This window comes from Paenarthrobacter sp. NPDC089988 (assembly GCF_044748465.1).
GTDB lineage: Bacteria > Actinomycetota > Actinomycetes > Actinomycetales > Micrococcaceae > Arthrobacter.
In genome coordinates this window covers 19,621-40,675 of record NZ_JBIVGD010000014.1, presented here as the reverse complement: position 1 = coordinate 40,675, position 21,055 = coordinate 19,621, and the positions used below count along the sequence as shown (strand labels likewise).

The following is a 21,055-nucleotide window of genomic DNA, read 5'->3' as shown; positions in this document are numbered from 1 at the left end:
CTGCCGGACACCGGCGACTACGATTGCGACCGTCGGGGCGCTCGTCAGTCCTTCTTGGTGGCTGACGGCGAGGGCTTCGGCTTGTCCGTGGGCGTTGGTGTGGGAGTGGGACTCGGGGCCGGCGCCTTCGCCACTGTCACAGTGATGGTCTTGCCCTGATCGACTTCGACGTTGAAAGCGTCGCTCTGGGCGGTCACCTTGCCGGGTTCCACTTGGCTGTTTTCCTGCTCGACGACGGTCATCACCAAACCGTTTTCCTTCAGCAGCGCTTCGGCTTCTGCTTGCGCAAGGCCGATGAGTTGCGGCATCAGGACCTTGCCCGAGGAGACCTGTAGTTCCACGTTGGACCCGGCAGCTATGGGTGCTCCGGGCGCAGGGCCCGTGGTGATCACCAGGCCTGCAGCGACTGTGGGGCTGTTGGTCCGGACGGTCGAGATGGTGCCGGTGATTCCCAAGCTTCGGAGGTAGTCCCTGGCGTCCGCTTCCGTGCGCCCAGCGATGTCCTTCGGAATGGTCACGGAACTGGGGCCGCTGGAGATGTTCAGAATCACCTCGGCGTTTTGTTCGAGCTGGGAACCGGCAGTCGGTGAGGTGCCGATGGCCATGTCCTTGGCCACCGAATCGCTGGCAACACGCGTGGTTTTGGGCACCAATTTGGCGCCGTAAAGCTCCTGGATCGCCTGCGACTCGGACATGTTCGCCACGGTGGGAACAGCCACCTTGGCGGGCGCGGGCGGGGGTGTGTTGACCACGCTGTAGATCCAGAATCCGGCGCCGGCAAGGACCAGGATGGTGAAGATGGCGAGCGTGGCTGCCCACGCACGACGGCGGGAGTTCTGCCGTGGGGTCCGCTCCCGTTCCGGTGGGAGGCCCAGCGGAAGCGGTTCCTCCTGGGCTCGGGTGGCGTAGGCCTGCGGCTCGTTGTAACCGGCCCGCTCGGGGTCCTCGTTGATTTGGTCCACGTCGAGGAACCCGACGGCGGTGGCGCTCAGCAATTGGGTTGCGGGGCCCTCGTCATCCACGAGGTCGTTGGGATCCGTAGGAGCCTCGCTGGCGGCGACGGCAGGTACCGGGATGCCGTTGCTCGCTGCCCTGAGGGCGCGGCGGAAGGCCGCGGCATCCTGGAAGCGGTCGCTGCGGTTTTTCTGCAAGGCCTTGGTCAGGACAGAATCGAGGGCTTCGGAAACCTCGGGGTTGTGGGCGCTGGCAAGATCCGGAACTTCCCGCACGTGCTGGTAGGCCACGGACACCGGGCTGTCGCCCACGAATGGCGGGCGGCCCGTCAGGAGTTCGAAGAGCAGGCAGCCTGCCGAGTAGAGGTCGCTGCGGGCATCGACGGTCTCGCCCCTGGCTTGCTCCGGCGACAGGTACTGCGCTGTTCCTACCACTGCCTGCGTTTGGGTCATGGTGGCGGACGAATCCGCCATGGCGCGTGCGATGCCGAAGTCCATGACCTTCACGTCGCCACTGTCACCGCACACCATCACGTTGGCGGGCTTGATGTCCCTGTGGACAATGCCCGCGCGGTGGCTGTACTCAAGGGCGGACAGCACACCGAGGGTATAGCCAATGGAGTCCTCGACCGTCAGCTCTTTAGCCTTGATCATGTCCCGCAAGGTACGGCCTGAGACGAACTCCATGACGATGTACGGGACGCGTACGTCCTCTCCGGGGCCGCCGGGAACCGAGTACTCCCCGGTGTCGAAGATGGCCACGATGGAGGCGTGGTTGAGCGCAGCTACGGCTTGTGCCTCGCGCTTGAAGCGGGCCTGGAACTGGGGATCGCGGGCGAGATCCGCCCGGAGGACTTTGACCGCGATGGTCCGTCCAAGGAGCGTATCCGTGCCGCGGTAGACATCTGCCATGCCGCCACGGCCGATCAGCTCACCGAGTTCGTAGCGACCGTTGAGGATGCGCTGTTCAGACACAGGCGTGCTTTCCTCTCGGTGTGCCGGACCGGGCCGTGACGTTGACATGGTGAACTACTTGGTTGCCTGGGCGCTGGGGCTTGCGCTGGACGACGACGGGCTGGTGGGAACCACGGACTTGGACAGGTAGTAGGTAACCAGCGAGCCTGCTTCCACGTTGGTGCCCGCGGCCGGCGAAGACCGGACGAACGTCCCGGGCTGCTGCGTTGGGGAACCGTTGACGGGATCGCCAGCCACCCAACGAAGGCCTGCGCCCTCGATGAGCCCGCGAACCTGGTCTTCGGGCAAGCCCACGCCGATGCTCGGGACAGCCACCATCTCAGGACCCTTGGAATACTGGACGGTGATGGTGGTGCCTGGGTCAACGGGACCGGTTGGGTTGAGGCTGATGACCTCGCCCGGCGCGGCGGTGTTGCTGAAGACCTCCTGGCCGTTGACGCCCAAGCCCATTGCCCGCAATTCAGAGCTGACCTTCGGGAATTGCTGTCCCTGGAACTGCTCCGGGATCACATTGATCTTCTCCGGCGTGGACTGCGAAGGAGTGGGCGTCTGCGACGTCTGGGAGGGCGTGGGTGAAGCCGAGCTGCTGGTGGGGCTCGAGGACACGCTGGGACTGGACGAGGAACTGCTGGGGCTGGGGCTCGGCGAGAAGAAACCCGACTGTGAAATCAGGAACCCAACCAGGGCAAAAAGGACCAGCAGGATCAGCGCCACGAGGGGCCAGGTCCACGGGCTGCGCTTCTTGCGCTCCGGTTCCTGGTCGTCGTAGTTGCCGTCATCGTCGCTGTAAACGGTCTCGTCGTCGTTGAGCTGGCGTTCTGCTTCCAAGGCGTTGGCACGGGTCAGCGCGTTGTCCGACGAAGCGGCAGCGGCGCCCACAGCAGCCCCGGCAGCGGCGGCGCCAACCACCGGAAGTGCGGAGGTCGCCGTCGTCGACTGCTCTTTGCCGAACGGCGAGGCAACCACGCCCGTGGGGGCCGTGGCCGTGTTGACCGGAGCGGTGATGGGGCCGGTGGCACCTTCAAAAAGGAGCATGCCGGGAACGGCGGCGTGGGCCGTGGCGATGTCCCCGTTGCGGATGGCCTCAGCGGCTTCCGCCAGCTTGATGGCGTTGGCGGGACGGTTCTTGGGGTCCTTGGCCAGCATGGACATGAGCAGCGCCCGCACCGGGGTGGGGAGCGTCTCCGGCAGGGGCGGCGGAGCGTCATTCACCTGGGCCAGGGCAATGGCAATCTGCGACTCGCCGGAGAACGGCCGGTGGCCCGTGAGGCACTCATAGCCGATGACACCCAGCGAGTAGATGTCCGAGGACCCCGTAGCGGTCTGGCCGGTGGCCTGTTCCGGTGCGAGGTACTGGGCTGTGCCCATGACCTGTCCGGTCTGGGTCAGCGGTACCTGGTCCGCAAGGCGGGCGATGCCGAAGTCCGTTACCTTGACGCGGTTGTCCGGCGTGATCAACAGGTTGCCGGGCTTGATGTCGCGGTGCACCAGTCCCTGTGCGTGCGCCACGGCCAGGGCACGTGCCGTCTGGGAAATGATGGAGAGCGTCATGTCCGGAGACAGCACCTGCTCGCGCTCAAGGATGGCGCTGAGCGGGTGGCCCGGAACAAGCTCCATGACCAGGTACGCGGAGCCGGCTTCCTCGCCGTAGTCGAAAACGTTGGCGATACCCACGTGGTTGAGCAGTGCTGTGTGGCGGGCCTCGGCACGGAAGCGCTGCAGGAATCCGGGGTCGCCGGTGTATTCCTCCTTGAGCACCTTGATGGCCACGATCCGGCCCAGGATCTGGTCCTTGGCCTTCCAGACCTCGCCCATGCCACCAATCGCAATGCGACTGGTCAACTGGAACCTGCCGCCGAGTGTGATTCCCGAAGTAGGTCTCACTTATTCAACACCGCCTCAAAAATCTTCTTTGCGTTCGGACTGGTTAGCTTGGCACCGCTGAGCACATCCACACCTTCCATGACGATGGTGACGGCCACTTGCGGGTCGTTTGCCGGGGCGAACCCGGTAAACCATGAGTTGTTCAGGCCTGAATCGCCCAGTTCCGCGGTGCCGGTCTTGCCGGCCACCTTGACGCCGGAAACAGCGGCGCCGTTGGCGATGCCGTTGTCCACGGCGCTGGTCATCCACTCGGTGATCTGGCCGGCGATGGGAGCCGTGGTGCTGGTGCGGAGGGCCTCGGGCTTGGTCTCGCTGATAACGCGGAGATCCGGGGACCTGACGGTCTTGACGAGGTTTGGCTTCATTTGCACGCCGCCGTTGGCAATGGCCGCGGTCATGAGGTTGATCTGCAACGGGGTCGCCTTGACGTCGCGCTGGCCCACCGAGGACTGTGCCAACTGTGCCTGGTCAAGGTCCTTCGGGAAGACGCTCGGCGCCATCTGGAGTTTCAACTGGTCGCCGAAGTAGTCACCAAAACCGAATTTCTCGGCCTGCTGGCGGATGGCGTCCTGGCCAAGGTCCAGCGCGATGCTGGCGAACGGCGTGTTGCAGCTTTGCTCCAGGGCGAAGGAGAACGACGCCGTCTCCCGGACATTGCAGTTACCGCCGGCATAGTTGGGGAGGCTTGCGCTGGATCCCGGGAGCGGCAGGCTGGCGGGGTTCGGAAGCTCGCTGTCCTTGTTGTACTTCCCCGAGTTCAACGCCGCAGCGGTATCGATCAGCTTGAAGACAGAGCCCGGAGAGAGCAGGTTGCCCGTGGGGCCGCTCACGTTCTGGTTCAGGTTGATGCCCGGAATCTGGTTCAGCTCGTTGTAGTTGGCCTGCGCCGCCTTGGTGTCATGGGTGGCGATCAGGTTGGGGTCGTAGGACGGTTTGGAGACCATGGCCAGGATGGCTCCGGTCTTCGGGTTGGTCACCACAATGGAGCCGCGCTGGCCGTCCGGGATCAGGTCATAGGCAAGCTTCTGGACGGCGGGGTCCAAGGTCAGCTCCACGGAGGCACCCTTGGGCTCGTTCCCGAGGAACATCTGGCTGACGCGGTCCAGGAACAACTGGTCCGAGTTGCCCGCGAGGGTATCTCCCATGGACTGCTCAAGGCCCGTGGAACCAAAGCCCTTGGAGAAGTAACCCGTGATGCCGGCGTACAGCTCGGGTTGGGTGTACTTTCGCTGGAACGCGCAGGACTCGGTCCCTGTGACAGATTCGGCGATCGGCGTGCCGGCCACGATGATGGCCCCGCGGTCATTGCAGAAGGACGCGAGGATCGCTCGCTGGTTCCAAGGATTCTTGTTGAGATCGTCGGCGCCGATCACCTGCACGTAGCTGATGGCGCCAAGGATCAAGGCAAACATGGCGACGGCAGCCATCCACGAACTCCTAATAGCCTGGTTCATTGCTGCTTCACCGCCTCTGTTGGTGTGCTGGGGTTCTGTCCGGTGGCCGGCTTACGGGCAGCCGGGGTGCTGCTGGTTGCCGGTGGCCTGTTGACCATGGGTGTAGTGTCCACTGGACCCCGTGCCGTGTTGGAAATCATGAGAAGTAATCCAACAATGATCCAGTTGGCCAGGAGCGACGAGCCACCTGCGGCGAGGAACGGCGTGGTGAGGCCGGTCAGCGGGATCAAACGGGTCACGCCGCCGATCACCACGAAGCACTGCAGGGCGATGGCGAAAGACAGGCCACACGCAAGGAGCTTGCCGAACGCATCCCGGGTGCCCAGTGCGGCACGGAAGCCGCGGGTGAACAGCAGCAGGTAGAGCATCACCACGGCGAACAGGCCAATCAGGCCGAGTTCCTCGCCGATGAGTGCCACGATCATGTCGCTGTTGGCAAAGGGAACAAGGTCCGGCCTGCCCTGGCCCAGTCCCGTTCCCACGAGCCCGCCGTCGGCCATGCCGAACAGGCCTTGGACAATCTGTCCACTGCCGCCGGGTGACCGTCCGAAGACTTCCGGGGTGAAGGCGTTGATCCAGCTGTCGATACGGAACGCGACGTGCGAGAAGATCCTGGACGCTATGAAGCCGCCGCCAAGAATCAGCGCGAGGCCGATCACCACCCAGGAGATACGGCTGGTGGCCACGTAGATCATGACGATGAACAGGCCGAAAAAGAGGATGGACGAGCCGAGGTCACGCTGGAAGACCAAGACGCCGATGCTCACCAGCCAGGCGGTAATCATGGGGCCGAGGTCTTTGAACCGCGGGAACTGCATGGGGCCGATCTTGCGTCCGGCCAGCAGGATCAGGTCCCGGTTGGAGGATAGATACCCGGCGAAGAATATTGCGAGGGTGATCTTGGCAATTTCGCCAGGCTGGAACGTCATAGGGCCGACGCGGATCCACACCCGTGCGCCGAGGATCTCACCGGCGGAAATGCCCGGAACCAAGGGCAAGATCAGCAGGAAAGCACTGACAGCCAGGGAAATATAGGTGAACCGACGAAGGATCCGGTGGTCCTTGAGGAACCAGATGACGGCGATGGCCACGGCCATGGCAATGAGCGTCCAACGGAGCTGGTTGTTCCCTGTGTCTTCGCCCGGAGCATCCATGCGGTGGATCAGCGCCAGGCCCAGTCCGTTGAGTGCAACCACAATCGGAAGTATTACCGGGTCGGCATATTTAGCGCGGAGTCGGAGGACCACGTGGAAGGCGAACGCAGCCAAGGCGAGCAGGCTGGATTGGAACCAGAAATCGCTGTCCAGCCCGGACTCGGAATTGATGCTCACCAAAGCACTCGCACCGATGCCCACGGCCAGGGCCAGGACGATGAGCACCAGCTCGACGTTCCGGCGGGGCTTGGGAGTTGTTTCAGTCTGGATCATTTTGCCGCCTCACATGGAGTCGGGACGGGCGAGGGCGTTGGTGTGGCAATCGCTGCCGTGCTTGGAACAGGAACGCTGGTGCTTGGGGAGGGGGTGGGAGTTGCGGTGGGGGAAGAGCTGGGGCAGCTTGCCGAAGCGCTGCCGTAGTTCTTCAAGTTCTCCACAATCCGCTGGGCGTCGTCCAGGTCTCCGGCGGGAACGGTCTGCCGGACGCTCTGGCGGCCGTACTCGGGCAGCGAGTCGACGCGAAGGTCCGTCACCGACTCCAATCGCGAAAGCTGGATGGGACCGAGCCGCTGCGAGATGCCGTTGTAGATGGCAACGCGCTGGTCGAACTCGCCCACGTAGTAACGGGTCTGGGTCCAGGCATAGCCGAGCCACAGGCCCACCACCACGCCAAGGACCACGACGGCGGCCACGGCGGGCATGAGCCAACGGATGCGGCGCCGCGGGGGTTCTTCGAGTTCGAGGCGGTCCTGTTCGGCCTTGTGCGTCAGGACCGTCGCTGCCCGGCGGGCCACCGTGCGGCCTGCCACCGTGGGAATCGAGCCGGTCTCGGCAGCCGTCGCCGCCGCGCCAACCAGTTCGTGGGGCCGGCTGGCCAGTTCCTCGCGCAGGACCTCGGCGGACAGGTGCTCGCCCAGGTTGGGATCCGTCGTGGCGGGCGGTTCCTTGTCCTCGGCGGAGTGGTCCTTGGCCGCTTCCTTGCCGGGGGCATCGGGATCTGCGGCGTCAGGATCCCTGGTGCCGGGTCCGTGGGCGCTGAACGAGGAACCCGCTGCGGGCTCCTTGCTGCCTGTTGCGGTTTTCGCCGCCGCATCCTTCGAAGCTGGCGTTTCTTCCGCTGACTTGCTGGCGGTGACCGTGTCCGCCTGTTCGGCTTGGGCGGGTACCGCGGGAGGTACGACGTCGACGGCGGCCGTGCTGACGTCGTCGTCCGTTTCTTCCACGATCTCAAGCATCACGACGGTGACGTTGTCCGGGGCGCCGGCTTCAAGGGTCAGGTCCACCAGGGTTTCCACGCACTCGCGGAGGTCCTTGATCTCGCGGACTTTGCGCTCCACTACATGTCCGGCCACATAGTTCAGGCCATCGGAACACAGCAGCCAGCGTTCGCCGGGCTCGACATCCAGAATGTCCAGGTCCAGCTCGGGACTCGCGTCAACGTCGCCCAGGACGCGCATCAGGACGTTCTTGTGGGGATGTGTTTCGGCTTCCTCCGGGCGCAGGCGGCCCTCATCGATGAGGCGCTGCACGAAGGTGTGGTCGATGCTGACTTGCTCGAACTTCTTGTTGCGCAGGCGGTAGGCGCGGGAATCGCCGATGTGGGCAAAGTGCAGCTTGCGGCCCTCAAGGAGCAGCGCCGTAACGGTGGTGCCCATGCCGGAAAGCTTGGGGTTTTGGTGGACGAGCTCCGACAGCAAGGAATTCGCGGTCTGGATCTCGTCAGCAAGGACAGTGTCTGCGCCGTCCGGGTAATCGTCGTGGTCCAGGTGGATCATGTCCAGGACCGTCGATGCCGAGGCCACGTCGCCACCGGCGTGGCCGCCCATGCCATCGGCGACGACGGCAAGATGGCGGCCCACGTAAGCGGAGTCGTCATTCTTGGAGCGGATCCGGCCGACGTCGGAACGCGCCGCGTAGCGCATGATGAGGGGGCGCTCCGCCGGCGTTTCCTTGCCTTCGGTGGTCTGGGGGGCGGCCACGGACTACGGCCTCAATTCAATGACCGTCTTGCCGATTCTCACGGGGACGCCAAGCTCCACCGGCAAAGCGCGGGTGAGCTGCTGATCGGCCAGATAGGTGCCGTTGGTGGAGCCAAGGTCCTCGATGAACCAACGGCTGCCTTGCGGGAACAGGCGGGCATGGCGGCCTGAAGCGTAGTCGTCTTCCAGGACAAGCGTGGCTTCCTGTGCGCGGCCCAACAGAATGGGACTGGCTGCGAGGGGGAGCGTGGTGCCCTTCAACGGTCCTTCGGTGACCACGAGGTTCCGGGCATGCTGGATGGCGGGCGGCGGCGAGGCGGCCAACTCCGGATGCTTGCGGACCTCACGCGCCGTGGGCGTGCCAGTCACGGCTTTGCGTCCGATCTGGAAGTCGCGGCGCATGGTGGACACGATGCTGAAGATCAAGACCCACAGCAGCAAGAGGAAACCGAAGCGAAGAGCGGTGATTGTCAGTTCGCTGATGTCGTTCACGCGTTGCCACCCGGGTTTTGGGGGAGAAGGCGGAAAATAATCTTGGTACGTCCCATCGTGATGGTTGAGCCGTCTGTGAGTTCCACGCTGCCGTCTACCTTGTGGCCATTGACGTAGCTGCCGTTGGTGGAGCCAAGGTCTACGGCCCAGGTGGTGCCGTTCTGCGTACGGACCTCAAGGTGCTTCCGCGAAACACCGGTGTCATCCACCAGGATGTCTGCTTCCGAGGAGCGGCCCAGCACAACCGACTGGGCATTGAGGGAGTACCGCTGGCCGCCGATATCCAGGACAGGTTGGAGCCTGGTGGGTTGCCGGGCCGGTGCCGCTGGAAGGTTTGGCCGCGGAGCCTGCGGGGCGGGAGCGCCGCCGTCGGACTTTTCGGTCCGGGAGGCGATTTCGAAGTGACCGGCCCGCTCTTCCTCATTCCGGCGGAAGGAGATCCGCACGGGACCCTGCAGCGTGTAGCCCTGGCTGCGCACATGCTGGATAACAACATCGCAGAGCTCCTCGGCGAGGGGCGTGCCCCATTCCTGTGCCCTGGTGAAATCGTCATTGCTGAGGAGGACATCGAAAACGTTGGGGGCGAGGGTGCGTCCCGCCGCAATGGTGATGGACTGGTTGTCCAGTTCGCGCCGCAGTTTGCTGGCTATTTCCACCGGCTCAACACGTGCCCGCGACCCCGTGGAGAAGACGTTGCGGACGGCTTTTTCAATGCCGCGTTCCACTTTGTCCAGCAGACCCATGGTCCTTCTCCTTTCTTCGTCGCGGCACACGCGGTGCCTGGCTCGATAGTCGGTCCATGGTCCCGTCCGTGCACACACTGAAGTGAGCGCCAAACGGCCCTTTCACTTCCCGATACTACTGGGAGTGACTGGGAATGGCCTTAATCCACAACGCCTTGCGACCCGGAAAAGTTCGCCACATGCCCGTCGTGGCGGGCCGGGGCAGCGACTAAATTTCCTCGCTGTTCAGCTGTTGTTGGCTGCCTTTGCGGCCTTGTTCGTGTGTTCCGAAATGTCGTTCCAGGACCCTTGCGGCGGCCGATTGGTGTTTTGCCCAAAGTGTCCGTTATGCTTGATCTCGCTGCTTTTGAAGGAAGCGAAGCCGGTTACCGGTCAGGGTCCTGAAAAAGAAGTTGCGCGCGAGTGGCGGAACGGCAGACGCGCTGGCTTCAGGTGCCAGTATCCGAAAGGGTGTGGGGGTTCAAATCCCCCCTCGCGCACGCAATCTGAAAGAGCCCCGGTCTTAGGACCGGGGCTCTTTTGTTTGTGCCCGCCAAGTAAGTCGCAGTTCAGGCCGTTCCCAGGGCTGGCAACGACCTGAACTGCGATCCAGATGGGTCAGGACTGGCGCTTCAGGGCACGTCCAAGGCGGGCTGCGGCCTCTTCGAGTTTCTCCGCGGACACGTCGCCGTAGGCCAGGCGGAGGTGGCGGTCGGCTTCGGTGCCAGGTCCGGACGGGAAGAATGAACCCCGCTGGTACTCAACACCTTCCGCGCTGGCATCAGCGGCGAGCTGGTCCGGGTCCACTGACCCTTCGGCCAGTCGCGGCCACAAGAAGAGCCCGCCCTCGGGCAGGACGGACTCGAACGCCCCGGGAGCTTCCCGGTCCAACGCCGCCACAAGGGTCTCGGCACGGCTCCGGTACAGAGCGCGCGCCTTCTCAAGCGTGGAGTCGAATATTCCGGGGTCGGACGTCACGAGTTCGCCGATGACCGCCTGGACCAACGTGGAGCTGTGGGAGTCCTGCCGGCTCCTGAGCGCCACAAGATCACGCGCCAAGTGCTCAGGGGTGACAGTCCAGCCGAGACGGAGGCCGGGACCCAAGGTCTTGGTGAACGTGTTGATGTGGAGTACGTGGTCCGAGTTGTTGAACTCTTCCACGCTTTCCTGCTCTCCGGAGAAACGCAGCTCTCGATAAGGGTTGTCCGCCAGGATCACGAATCCGTAGTGCTCGGCCAGCCTCACCAACTCGCGTCGGGCCTCACCCGGGAGCGTTCCCTGCGAGGGGTTATGGAAGTCCGGCACTGTATAGAGGGCGGATGGCCGGGCACCGCCCCGGAGAAGATCGCTGAGATGGTCGACGTCCAATCCGTTCGGGCCCACGAACACAGGCAGGGTCCTGGCATCGGACAGCTGCAGCCCCCGAAGGAACAACGGGAAGATGGGATTGTCCACAGCAACAAGGTCGCCACGTTCCACGACGGATTGGATGGCCAGGGACAAGCCGTGGAAGCCGCCGTTAGTGATGAGGATGCGGTCAACGGAGACGCCCTCGCGTTCGGCGATCCACTCGCGCAGCGGAGAAATGCCTTCGGTCCGCGAGTACTGAAGCGCGGGGACTCCCGGTTTGGCCAGTACTCGGGCCGTGGCCGCGGCCAGTTCCGTTGTGGGCAACACACTGGGATCCGGGATGCCGCCCAGGAGTTCGATGGCGTCTGCACGCTTGTCGCGCAGTGTTGCGTCGCCGAATCCCTGGGGCGCGGTGAACGCCTCGATCAGGGCGGGCCGGCGGTTGGTGGTCAGGTTCACGGTCATGTTGATGCCTCCGCTAGTTGTTTGGCTTCTGTCTTGTCCCGGACAGGCGTGGCCAGCGGGATCGCTTGGAGCAGTGCCTGGGTATAGGGATGTTGGGGACGCAGGAAGATGTCCTCCACGGGGCCGTCTTCCACTACCTGCCCACGCCTGAGCACGGAAACGGTGTCCGCAACCTGCCGGACCAGCGCGAGGTCATGCGAGACGAACAGGTACGTCAGGCCAAGTTCGCGCTGCAGCTTGGAGAGCAATTCCAGGATTCCCGCCTGGACGCTCACGTCGAGCGCGGACGTGGGTTCGTCCAAGACCACGACGTCGGGACGCACCACCAGCGCGCGGGCGATAGCCACGCGTTGCCGCTGGCCACCGGACAGGTTTGCCGGCCTGCGTGGCGCCACGGAGGCGGGAAGGCCAACGGACTCCAATGCATCGAGGACCCGTTGGGCCCGTTCCGCTTTGGTGCCCACCCCGAACTGGTCCAGGGGTTCCTGGACGATCTTGCTGACCTTCCACGTGGGATCCAGGGAGGTGAACGGGTTCTGGTACACGAGTTGGAGATGGCGGCGGATCTCGCGGACTTCGTTCCGGGACCTGCCCGACGTCGGCTGGCCGGCGACGGCGATCTCCCCGCCGTCCGGTTGTTCCAGCCCGAGCAGCAACCGGACGGCGGTGGTTTTGCCCGATCCGGATTCGCCGACAAGTGCGTGCGTCCGTCCCCGTTCCACGGAGAACGAGACGCCATCCACGGCCACGACGTCCTTCCCGCCGGCATGGAACCGCTTGGTTACCCCGCGCACATCAATCTGTGCGGGCACGTTTGGTGACCTTGAAGCGTCAGTCCGGGAGCCGTCGTCGTGCGTTAACCGCTGGTTCCGGTACCTGTCCGGGTGCATGGCGGGTACATCTGCCTGGAGGTTGCGCGCGTACTCCGTTGCGGGCGCGGCGAAAATTTCGCGCGACGGACCACTTTCCTGGACCGCGCCATCCTTCAGCACCACCAGAGAATCGGTGCGTTCCGCCGCAATGGCAAGATCGTGGGTAATGAGGAGCAGACTGATGTCCAGTTCGCGGCGGAGCTCGGTCAGCATGTCCAGGATGAGCTTCTGCACCGTGACGTCCAAGGCGGAGGTGGGCTCATCCGCGACGATCAGTGACGGCCGCGGAAGTACCGTCAGCGCAATGAGGACGCGCTGCAGCATACCGCCGGACAATTGGTGCGGGTAGGAGTTGTACACGCGGCCGGGATCGGGCAATCCCACCTGTTCGAGGACCTCCAGGATCTTCGTGCGCCGGACCTCGGGGTCCGTTTCGCCCAGCAGCGCGGCGGCCTCGTGGGCTTGGGCGCCGATGGACCGTACGGGGTTGAGGGCCGACGCAGGATCCTGCGGGATGAAACCGAGCTCACGGCCGCGGAAGGGCCGGAACTGCTTCTCCGGAAGGGACAGGAGGTCCTGGCCGTTCAACTCCACTTTCCCGGTGGCGGTGGAGTCGTGCGGGAGCAGCCGGAGGACGGCCTTGGCGATGGTCGACTTTCCGGAGCCCGATTCGCCAATCAGCGCGAGGCTCTCACCTTTTGCGAGCGAAAACCCCACGTCATGGACGACGGCGGCACGGCCGTACGCGATCGACAAACCTTGCACTGTTAAGAGGGAACTCATGTCACTTCGCCTTTCGCAGCCAGCGGCTGATGCGGTTCACGGACAAGACGGTGATGACGATGACCAGCGCCGGCGCGTACACGAGCCATGGAGCCGTGACGTAGGTCTTGCCGGAGGCCACCAGCAGGCCCCAGTCCGAAGCCGGAGGAGGATCGCCATAGCCAAGGAACGCCAACGATGCGATGACCAGGATGGATGTACCGAACTGCAGGACGGCCAGGACCAGCACGGAGCGGTACGCGTTGGGGAGGATGTGCCCCAGCAAAGCGTGAAGCCGGTTGCCGCCTTCCAGATAGGACGCTTCGACGTACGTTGCGCCGCGGACGCGCAGCACTTCTGCACGCATCAGCCGGGCGAAAACTGCGACGGCGGACACTCCCGTTGCGATGGCGGCGTTGATGGTCTGGAACCCAAGGGAACTCACGATGACCACAGCCAGGAGGAAGCCCGGGATGGCCAGGAGTACGTCCACGAAACGGCCGAGGATCGAGTCGACCCAGCCGCCACGGAAACCTGCCGCGAGGCCAATGATGCTGCCAACTACCAAGCCGATCAGGACGGCCACCAAGGCACTCGTGACAGAGGAGGCCGTGCCATGGACGACGCGCGCGTACTGGTCGCGGCCAAGGTAGTCGGTGCCGAACCAGTGTGCTGCGCTGGGTGCGGCCAACTTGCTTGCGGTATCGCCCGTAACGGGGCTGTAGTGCGTGAAGAGACCGGGCACCAGGGACCACAGGATGACGAGCAAAACCACTGCGAAGGACAGGAGGACCGTGACGGGCGGCAGCCCATCCGTCAGTTTCCGCTGCGCAGGTTCTGTTTGGTTGAGCTGGGGGTTGCTGAGCAGGGCGGTCATGCGCTTACCTTCTCCCGGAGTTTGACGCGCGGATCCAGCAGCGGCGAGGCCAGGTCCGCCAGCAGGTTGACCACCACGAACACCACGGCTGAAAGGGATACCACTGCTTGCAGCACCGGTTGGTCTTCGCCCGTCACCGCCTTCTGAACCACGGTGCCGATGCCGTCGCGACCAAAGATGGTTTCGGTGATGACCGAGCCGCCCAGGAGTTCACCGACGATCAAGGCCACCATCGCCACCGAGGGCAGCGCCGATGGCTTCACCAAGTGCTTCGCGAAAAGCCTGGCTTCCGTCAGGCCACGGGAGCGTGCCACTACTGCGTACTCCTGCCGGGACTCGTGGTCCAGGCTGGCAATCAGGACCTCGGCCAACGGCGCCGAGACGGGGATCGCCAAGGTGATGGCCGCGAACAGTGTGGCCACTGGGCTATTGGGATCAGTGGTGGTGAAGGAGTGCAGGCGGAAGGCGAAGAGCTCGATCAGGATGAGGCCGATCACGAAGTTCGGCACGGAAAGGAAGAGCGACGGGATGGAACGGACAACCGCTCCCCACTTTCCCGGAAGGTACTGGGCGCCGTAGGCGATGGCCACGGCGAAAACGATTGCGATGACCAGGGCGCTCGACGCCAGAGTCAGGGTTGATGGCAGTGCATCCCCGACGATCTGGGTCACCGGGAGGTTGGACTGCAAGGAAAAGCCGAGTTCGCCCGTCAGGAACCGGCCAAGTGACAGGAGCAATTGCACGATCACCGGCTGATCGAGCCCGTAGTAGGACACGATCCGCTGGATGTCCTCCTCGCTGAGTCCATGCTGCGGATCGCGCAGCGAATTGGTGATGGCGTCGCCGGGAAGCACGCTGATCACCAGGAACGTCAGGACGTAGGCGAGGAGGACCACGATGACCGCCTGGCCCACACGCGTGAGGGCAAAGCGCCGGTAGTCGCTGGTCACTGTGAAATCCAGGCGGTGTAGAAGTTCGCGTACGCCAGGCCGTTGTACTGGACGTCCTTGATCTTCGGGTTGATCAGGTATAGACGCTGGACGAGCTGGTTAAGGGGTACAAAGTAGCCCTGCTCCAGCACGTACTTTTGCAGTTCGTCCGCCACCTTCTCCCGGGAGGCGCGGTCCGAGGCGGTGGCGATCGCCGTCGAAAGGTCGTTCAGTTTCTGGTCGCTGGTACCAACGCTGAACCAGTCCTCACCCTTGTTCTGGCTGGTCAGGACACCGGCTACCGTGCCGACGTCGACGAAGCTTCGCGAGGTCTGGAACAGCGGCGGCTTGCTGGCCTGGATTGCGGCGTAGCCGGCGACGTCCACCACCTTGAGGTTGACCTTGATGCCTACCTTCTTAAGCTGCTGGGCAATGAGCTCGTCCTCGGCCTTGGTGGAAGGGACATACGGATTGGGCGTGAGCGTGAACTCGAGGGTCTTTCCGTCCTTGGTGCGGTAACCGTCGGAGCCCTTGGCCCAGCCGGCGTCGTCCAGGACCTTGTTGGCCTTCTCCGGATCGAACTTGAAGGAGTCGCTGAACTCGCCTGCCTCGGGGACATTGCCCTGGATGAACGTGGTGGCCGCGTTCCAGTCGTCCGTGTAGACCGTCTTGCGGATCTCTTCGCGGTCGATTCCGTGCTGGATGGCCTGCCGAACCGCGAGTTCATTGGTGGGGAAGGCCGTGGTGTTCACCTGGAAGCCATCGACGAAGCCGAGGTAGCGGGGCGTTCCCACCGTGAAGCCCTGTGCCTTGAGGGACTCGATTTCCTGCGGCTCCACGTTGAAGGCAACATCCGCCTGTCCGGAAACCACCGTGGAGGTCCGGACGGAGGTGTCCTTGATGACCTTGTAGGTAATGGTGTCCAGGCGGGCCGGTCCGGTGTGGCCGAGTGCCGCCGGGCCCCAGTTGTAGTCTTTGCGCTTCTCCAACACGTAGCTGTCGCCCTGCTTCCAGGACTTCACCACAAAGGGGCCACTGCCGATTTCCTGGCTGAGGTCCGCCTGCGCCTCGACCGGCAAGGCGAGGGTCTTCGGCGAGAGCAGGATGCAGCCGTGATACGCCAACGTGGCGATGAACCCGAGCGCGGGGGAGGAGAAGGAAACCTTGACCGTCTTGGGGTCGGCCGCCTCGGCGGAGACGAAGTTGGTGGACGGGAACAATCCCACCTTGCTGATGCCGCGTGCCGAATCGCCCTTGGCCCAGGCATTGAGGTTGGCCACCACCGCTGCGGCATCCAGCGGGGTTCCGTCGGAGAAGGTAACGCCCTCCTTCAGGTGCAGGACGAAGTCTTTGGCTCCGTTGAGCTCCTCCCACTTCTCGGCGACCCAGGGGCTGAGCTCGCCCTTTTCGTTGACGTAGACCAGCTTGTCCGTGATCTGGCCCCAGAGGTTGCCCTCGTAGCTGGAAATGGAGGTCTTGCTGGAGACCCAGCCAGTGTCGTAGCCCTGGATCAGGAAGGTGATGTTGCCGCCTTCCACAGGGGCGCCTCCGTTGGTGCCAGTGCTGGCGGTAGGCCCGCCGCAGGCGGTGATGAGTGCCGAGGTTGACAGGGCACCGAGGCCCGCGAGGAAGGCTCGCCTGCGGAATTCGGGGGTGGCGAAGGTGTTCATGGTTGCTCCTTGGATGCGTTGGGTACGGCCGTTGGGGTGGCCGGGTGGTGCTGTTTGGCTAAATGGCCTTGCCGGGGTTGAGAAGGTGTAGTGGGTCAATCGCTGCCTTGATGGCGTGCTGCAGTTCGCGGCTGCGCTGGGACAGCTCCAGTGCGGCCCATTCCTTCTTGACGGTGCCTACGCCGTGTTCGCCGGTGACTGTGCCGCCGAGGGAGAGCGCCACCTTCACGAGTTCAGTGGCTGCTTCCAACAGCGCGGCAGGCGGGTTAGGGCCGTCGTCGGGCGTTTTGTCCAGGGTGATGAGTGGGTGCAGATTTCCGTCGCCGGCGTGCGACACCGCTGAAATGTCGACGCCGAAGCGGGCTTCCAGCGCCGGAAAGGCTGCGTAGACCTTGGCAAGCTGCGACTTGGGCACCGCGATGTCCTCGCCGATGTACCACTTGTTGTGCGGGAGGCCGCGTCCGCTGCGCCGCAACTCCCAAAGCCGCACGCCGTCGTCGTCCGCTTCAACGGTCACCCGGCCGCCGACGGCACTGAGTGCAGTAGCGAGGTCGGCGGCCTGGTCGCCGATGCCGTACCCGTCCAGCTCGATCAGGATCAGTGCGGCGCCTCGCTCGCGCAGCGCCGTTCCGGAGTAGGCGTCGATATTCGCCAGGCTCGGGGTGTCGAAGAATTCGATCGCGGCCGGGCGCACCGGCGAAAGGGTGATTGCGGCAAGGCCGTCCGTGCCCTCCGCCGTGCTGTCGAAGAAGGCACTCACGGTCTTCCGGGCCACAGGCACGGGACGGAGCCTCACGGTGGCTTTTGTGACGATCCCAAGGATCCCCTCCGAACCGACGAACAGGGACGTCAGGTCCAGCCCGGTGACGCCCTTGATGGAGCGGTGGCCAACTGTGATGAGGCTGCCGTCGGCGAGGACGACGTCGAGCGACAGGATCGATTCCCGGGTCACCCCGTACTTCGCGCAGCGGAGCCCGCCGGCATTGGTGGCGATATTGCCGCCGATGGAGGAAATATCAAAGCTTGCAGGATCGGGTGCGTAGAAAAGTCCGTGGGATTCCAGGTGCTTGTTCAGTTCGGCATTTATAACGCCCGGTTCCACTACGGCAACCTCATCCAGCGGTGAAACTTCGATGATCCTGTTGAGCTTTTCAGTGGAAATGACAACTTGGTTTTCGCTTGCGGTGGCCCCGCCGGAGAGGCCGCTGCCGGCGCCCCTGGGAACCACTGTGATGCCGAGTTCTGCCGCCAGCGTCACGGCGACCTGGACGTCGGCTGCAGTTGCGGGAAATACGACGGCGGGGCCTGGGGCTTGTGTTCCCGCGGCGGTTTTGGCGGTGGCGGCGTCGTAGCTGTAGCGGGTGGTTTCCAGGCCTGGTTCGAGGACCTCGATGTTTTTCGGGAGTTGCCCAAGGTACGCCTGGATGGATGAGGTTTCTGTTTGCTGTGTTGTCATGCCGGTGCGCTTTCTGTCCGGGTGCATGACAAGACAGGAATCCCTGCAACGAAGCACCCAAAGGCTTTTGACTAGTCATCAAAAGTTAGCGGCACTCGGAATTTGGATGCCAGTTTCGTGAAACGTCAATCAATAGTTCTCAACGGGACGACGTGGGGATTCCCATTTCTTTATCTGAGGTCTCTATGCGACTAAATATGTCTTGGTTGGACGGAGTAATGCGTCACATTACGGCGTACCCTACTGGGTCGCATTTGTGCGCGCTGTGAACACGCGTTTTGAACGCCGAAAACGCGCACTATTGCGACTCAGTTGTGGGAGGGGCCGGGAGGTCAGCCGCGCGCGGAAGTCTTGAACCGGCGTCGTGAGTTGCTCAAGTGCAGGCGCATCGCTGCGGCGGCAGCGGCGGGATCTGACTCGGCGATGGCCTGGTAGATGGAGGAGTGCTCGTGTACCACCTGGGCGAAGCGCTCCGGGGAATCGGGCTCGTCGCTGGAGACCAGGCGCGGGCGGGGCATGGTGATCATGGTCTGGCCGAGCGCGGAGATGCAGTCCATATAAAAGGGATTGCCGGAAGCGGCAGCGATTGCCCGATGGAATTCGAAATCGGCCTTCATGGCGTGGGCGGGGTGCCCGGAGCTCGCAGTGAACTGTTCCAAAGCTCCCTGGACCGCCTTCAGTTGGCGTTCCGAGTGATTTTGCGCGGCCAGTGCTGCGGCTTCCGTTTCCACGCCGATGCGGAAATCAAGCATCTGCAGTCGGTCTTCCATGCTGGCCACCTGGCGTGTGCCGGGCGCATGGACAGGCCCGTCGTCGGGCGGGGTCAGCGCAAAGCTGCCCCGCCCGCGTTCGGTCTCGACGAGTCCCTCGGCCTGCAAGCGCGTCAGGGCGGAGCGGACCACTGTCCGGCTCACCCCGTATTCGCTGATGAGGGTGTTTTCGCTGGGGAGCTTTTCACCTGGCTGGATGGCGCCGTCCACAATGCGGTTGCGGAGATCGGCGGCGAGGTCCGTGGTCAGGTTGCGGCTCATGGGTTCAAGATTACGCGCCGAATTCCACGGATTCGGTGGTCCAGGCGCGTGCCTGCTCGCTCAGGGTGACGCCGAGTCCGGGGCGGTCCGGGACGATCATGCGGCCGTCCTTGGTTTCCAGCCGTTCCTCGAAGAGGGGATCGAGCCAGTCGAAGTGTTCAACCCATGGTTCGCGCGGGTAGGCGGCGGCGAGGTGAAGGTGGATTTCCATGGCGAAGTGCGGGGCCAGGCCCAGACCGCGCTCATCAGCGAGGGCGGCGAGGCGCAGGAACTGGGTGATGCCGCCGACGCGAGGGGCGTCCGGCTGGATGATGTCGCAGCTGTTGGCGCTGATAAGGCCCTTGTGCTCGGCGACGGAAGCGAGCATTTCGCCGGTGGCGATGGGGGTGTCCAGGACCTGTGCGAGGTGTGCGTGGCCTTCGAAGTCGTAGGCATCCAGCGGTTCTTCGATCCATATGAGGTTGAACTCCTCCAACTGGCGGCCCATGCGCAGTGCGGTGGCACGGTCCCACTGCTGGTTGGCGTCCACCATGAGGGGAACGTCCCAGCCGATGTGCTCGCGGATCCCGGCAACGCGGCGGAGGTCCTCCTTGGAATCGGGCAGGCCCACCTTGATCTTGATGCCGCCGATGCCTTCTTCGATGGATTGCGTGGCCCGGGCTTTGACTTCGTCCAGGGTGGCGTTGAGGAAGCCGCCGGAGGTGTTGTAGGTCTGCACGGAGTCGCGGTAGGAGCCCAGGAGTTTGGCGAGGGGGAGTCCGGCGCGCTTGGCCTTGAGGTCGTAGAGCGCGATGTCGATGGCGGCCAGTGCCTGCGTTGCCACGCCGGACCGCCCAACCGAGGCTCCGGCCCAGAGGAGCTTGGTGTAGATCTTGCCGATGTCGTTGGGGTCCTCGCCGATGACGCCCTCTGCGACTTCCTTGGCGTGCGCGTATTGTGCGGGGCCGCCGGCTCGCTTGGAGTAGCTGAATCCGATGCCGCTGTGGCCCTGTTCCGTGGTGATCTCGGCGAACAGGAACACCACTTCGGTCATCGGCTTCTGGCGGCCGGTGAAGACTTTGGCGTCGCTGATGGGCACGGTGAGGGGCAGTCGGGCTGTGGACAGTTTGACGTGCCGGATGAGGTCTACGGTGCTCAATGGGTCTCCTAAGTTGTTTCACTTAGGATACAAGTTAGTTACTTAGGCTACAAGAGGATGTGGGGCTGTCTCCGGAACAAACAAGAGGCCGCGACCCGGCGAGGGTCGCGGCCCCTGTAAATAGAGGACTGCTACTTGATCAGCGCTGCGGCCTGTTCCATGAGGTCGCTGGCCGTGGCAACACCGCTCGCTTCGGCGCCCTTGCCGGAAGCCGTAGCCGAGATCAGTACCCCGTCCTTTATGGCGTAGGCCATGTACGTGGTCTGCGTCGATCCGCTGGCTGAAGACATTTCGGTCCTGTAAGCCACAGTTCCGGGAACCGCGCTGATGCCGTCGAACTTTTCAGTGGAGACATTCATCGATTGACCGGCCATTGAGAGGGTCATTTTCGCGCACTTTTGGGCCTGTGCACCGCTCTGGTCGATGCTGTCCTGGAGTTTCTGCTTATCGAGTCCGGACGTCAGGGTCACCATGGTCATGACCCCCGATTCAGCATCCAGATCTGCCCCGGCAGCGGTGGTTGAACCGGCCAGTGTCGTATTGCCGCCCAGCGTCGCGAGGTCCTTGCACTCGGCAGGTTCGATCGTGAACATGCTCAGGAGGGCCTTGATGGGATTCTCCTGCGCGAGTTCCTCGCTGGACGCTACCGTCAATTCCTTGCCGGACTTGGGCTTGATCTGCTTGACCAGTCCAACGAGTTCATCGTTGGTGTACTGCTTGGCAACTGTGGGCGTAGGCGTCGCCGTGGCCTCCGGCGAAGCGGCGTCCGTGGACCCCGCTGAGCCACCGCAACCGCTCACGGCCATCATGACCAAGGCCGAAATTCCGACGCTGTGCAGCGCAAACTTCTTCATTTCCAAATCCCCCATTGGGTCTTGCACTTACTGCCAGG

At 63.8% G+C, this 21,055-nt stretch carries 16 protein-coding genes and 1 tRNA gene; 1 reads left to right on the top strand and 16 read right to left on the bottom strand.

The window, feature by feature from the left end:
• Nucleotides 1–44 precede the first annotated feature (44 nt).
• Genes pknB through ACIPV6_RS16330 form a run of 7 tightly spaced genes read right to left on the bottom strand, consistent with a single transcriptional unit; the run spans nucleotide 45 to nucleotide 9,634 of the window.
• Complete coding sequence (pknB, locus tag ACIPV6_RS16360) at nucleotides 45–1,976, bottom strand: Stk1 family PASTA domain-containing Ser/Thr kinase (protein ID WP_400271890.1); 1,932 nt, start codon at nucleotides 1,974–1,976, stop codon at nucleotides 45–47.
• A gap of 6 nt (nucleotides 1,977–1,982) precedes the next feature.
• A complete protein-coding gene (locus ACIPV6_RS16355; protein WP_400271889.1) occupies nucleotides 1,983–3,812 on the bottom strand; it encodes a protein kinase in 1,830 nt (609 codons plus the stop codon).
• Complete coding sequence (locus ACIPV6_RS16350) at nucleotides 3,809–5,266, bottom strand: penicillin-binding transpeptidase domain-containing protein (RefSeq protein WP_400271888.1); 1,458 nt, start codon at nucleotides 5,264–5,266, stop codon at nucleotides 3,809–3,811. Before ACIPV6_RS16350 ends, ACIPV6_RS16355 begins: the two co-directional genes overlap by 4 nt.
• Nucleotides 5,263–6,693 (bottom strand): FtsW/RodA/SpoVE family cell cycle protein, encoded by a 1,431-nt coding sequence (locus ACIPV6_RS16345; RefSeq protein WP_400271887.1) that lies wholly within the window; start codon nucleotides 6,691–6,693, stop codon nucleotides 5,263–5,265. Before ACIPV6_RS16345 ends, ACIPV6_RS16350 begins: the two co-directional genes overlap by 4 nt.
• Nucleotides 6,690–8,399 carry a PP2C family protein-serine/threonine phosphatase gene (locus tag ACIPV6_RS16340; protein ID WP_400271886.1) on the bottom strand — a complete coding sequence of 570 codons (1,710 nt, stop codon included), beginning with the start codon at nucleotides 8,397–8,399 and terminating at the stop codon, nucleotides 6,690–6,692. The genes ACIPV6_RS16345 and ACIPV6_RS16340 overlap by 4 nt, the downstream gene beginning before the upstream one ends.
• 3 nt (nucleotides 8,400–8,402) lie before the next feature.
• Nucleotides 8,403–8,882, bottom strand: a complete 480-nt coding sequence (locus ACIPV6_RS16335) for an FHA domain-containing protein (protein WP_387437643.1) — start codon at nucleotides 8,880–8,882, stop codon at nucleotides 8,403–8,405.
• Between the two features lie 5 nt (nucleotides 8,883–8,887).
• Entirely contained in the window at nucleotides 8,888–9,634 is a 747-nt protein-coding gene (locus ACIPV6_RS16330) for an FhaA domain-containing protein (protein WP_397324250.1), read from the bottom strand.
• Between the two features lie 396 nt (nucleotides 9,635–10,030).
• On the opposite strand from ACIPV6_RS16330, the gene ACIPV6_RS16325 reads away from it, so the two are divergent.
• Nucleotides 10,031–10,113 (top strand) — tRNA-Leu (locus tag ACIPV6_RS16325).
• Nucleotides 10,114–10,231: 118 nt separating this feature from the next.
• Here the strand turns inward: ACIPV6_RS16325 and ACIPV6_RS16320 are convergent.
• The 9 genes from ACIPV6_RS16320 to ACIPV6_RS16280 all read right to left on the bottom strand — a co-directional run bounded on the left by ACIPV6_RS16320 (nucleotide 10,232) and on the right by ACIPV6_RS16280 (nucleotide 21,017).
• Nucleotides 10,232–11,428: a PLP-dependent aminotransferase family protein gene (locus tag ACIPV6_RS16320; protein ID WP_400271885.1), complete on the bottom strand. Its 1,197-nt coding sequence runs from the start codon at nucleotides 11,426–11,428 to the stop codon at nucleotides 10,232–10,234.
• Nucleotides 11,425–13,083: an ABC transporter ATP-binding protein gene (locus ACIPV6_RS16315; protein WP_400271884.1), complete on the bottom strand. Its 1,659-nt coding sequence runs from the start codon at nucleotides 13,081–13,083 to the stop codon at nucleotides 11,425–11,427. Before ACIPV6_RS16315 ends, ACIPV6_RS16320 begins: the two co-directional genes overlap by 4 nt.
• 1 nt (nucleotide 13,084) lies before the next feature.
• A complete protein-coding gene (locus ACIPV6_RS16310; RefSeq protein WP_400271883.1) occupies nucleotides 13,085–13,939 on the bottom strand; it encodes an ABC transporter permease in 855 nt (284 codons plus the stop codon).
• Complete coding sequence (locus tag ACIPV6_RS16305; RefSeq protein ID WP_400271882.1) at nucleotides 13,936–14,889, bottom strand: ABC transporter permease; 954 nt, start codon at nucleotides 14,887–14,889, stop codon at nucleotides 13,936–13,938. Before ACIPV6_RS16305 ends, ACIPV6_RS16310 begins: the two co-directional genes overlap by 4 nt.
• Nucleotides 14,886–16,538, bottom strand: a complete 1,653-nt coding sequence (locus ACIPV6_RS16300) for an ABC transporter substrate-binding protein (protein WP_400271881.1) — start codon at nucleotides 16,536–16,538, stop codon at nucleotides 14,886–14,888. The genes ACIPV6_RS16305 and ACIPV6_RS16300 overlap by 4 nt, the downstream gene beginning before the upstream one ends.
• Before the next feature lie 58 nt (nucleotides 16,539–16,596).
• Nucleotides 16,597–17,994: an FAD-binding oxidoreductase gene (locus tag ACIPV6_RS16295; protein ID WP_400271880.1), complete on the bottom strand. Its 1,398-nt coding sequence runs from the start codon at nucleotides 17,992–17,994 to the stop codon at nucleotides 16,597–16,599.
• A 332-nt stretch (nucleotides 17,995–18,326) separates the two neighbouring features.
• Entirely contained in the window at nucleotides 18,327–19,025 is a 699-nt protein-coding gene (locus ACIPV6_RS16290) for a FadR/GntR family transcriptional regulator (protein ID WP_400271879.1), read from the bottom strand.
• A 10-nt stretch (nucleotides 19,026–19,035) separates the two neighbouring features.
• On the bottom strand, nucleotides 19,036–20,163 hold the full coding sequence (locus ACIPV6_RS16285) for a mandelate racemase/muconate lactonizing enzyme family protein (protein ID WP_400271878.1): 1,128 nt from the start codon (nucleotides 20,161–20,163) through the stop codon (nucleotides 19,036–19,038).
• 131 nt (nucleotides 20,164–20,294) lie between these two features.
• The gene (locus ACIPV6_RS16280) at nucleotides 20,295–21,017 is read right to left on the bottom strand and encodes a hypothetical protein (protein ID WP_400271877.1); all 723 of its coding nucleotides are present in this window, start codon (nucleotides 21,015–21,017) and stop codon (nucleotides 20,295–20,297) included.
• Between the last annotated feature and the right edge of the window lie 38 nt (nucleotides 21,018–21,055).

What these genes read in the sequence shown, in the direction of transcription:
- pknB (WP_400271890.1), bottom strand. Translation starts at nt 1,976, where the DNA reads ATGTCAACGTCACGGCCCGGTCCGGCACACCGAGAGGAAAGCACGCCT.
- ACIPV6_RS16350 (WP_400271888.1), bottom strand. Translation starts at nt 5,266, where the DNA reads ATGAACCAGGCTATTAGGAGTTCGTGGATGGCTGCCGTCGCCATGTTT.
- ACIPV6_RS16345 (WP_400271887.1), bottom strand. Translation starts at nt 6,693, where the DNA reads ATGATCCAGACTGAAACAACTCCCAAGCCCCGCCGGAACGTCGAGCTG.
- ACIPV6_RS16330 (WP_397324250.1), bottom strand. Translation starts at nt 9,634, where the DNA reads ATGGGTCTGCTGGACAAAGTGGAACGCGGCATTGAAAAAGCCGTCCGC.
- ACIPV6_RS16320 (WP_400271885.1), bottom strand. Translation starts at nt 11,428, where the DNA reads ATGACCGTGAACCTGACCACCAACCGCCGGCCCGCCCTGATCGAGGCG.
- ACIPV6_RS16315 (WP_400271884.1), bottom strand. Translation starts at nt 13,083, where the DNA reads ATGAGTTCCCTCTTAACAGTGCAAGGTTTGTCGATCGCGTACGGCCGT.
- ACIPV6_RS16310 (WP_400271883.1), bottom strand. Translation starts at nt 13,939, where the DNA reads ATGACCGCCCTGCTCAGCAACCCCCAGCTCAACCAAACAGAACCTGCG.
- ACIPV6_RS16300 (WP_400271881.1), bottom strand. Translation starts at nt 16,538, where the DNA reads ATGAACACCTTCGCCACCCCCGAATTCCGCAGGCGAGCCTTCCTCGCG.
- ACIPV6_RS16295 (WP_400271880.1), bottom strand. Translation starts at nt 17,994, where the DNA reads ATGACAACACAGCAAACAGAAACCTCATCCATCCAGGCGTACCTTGGG.
- ACIPV6_RS16290 (WP_400271879.1), bottom strand. Translation starts at nt 19,025, where the DNA reads ATGAGCCGCAACCTGACCACGGACCTCGCCGCCGATCTCCGCAACCGC.
- ACIPV6_RS16280 (WP_400271877.1), bottom strand. Translation starts at nt 21,017, where the DNA reads ATGAAGAAGTTTGCGCTGCACAGCGTCGGAATTTCGGCCTTGGTCATG.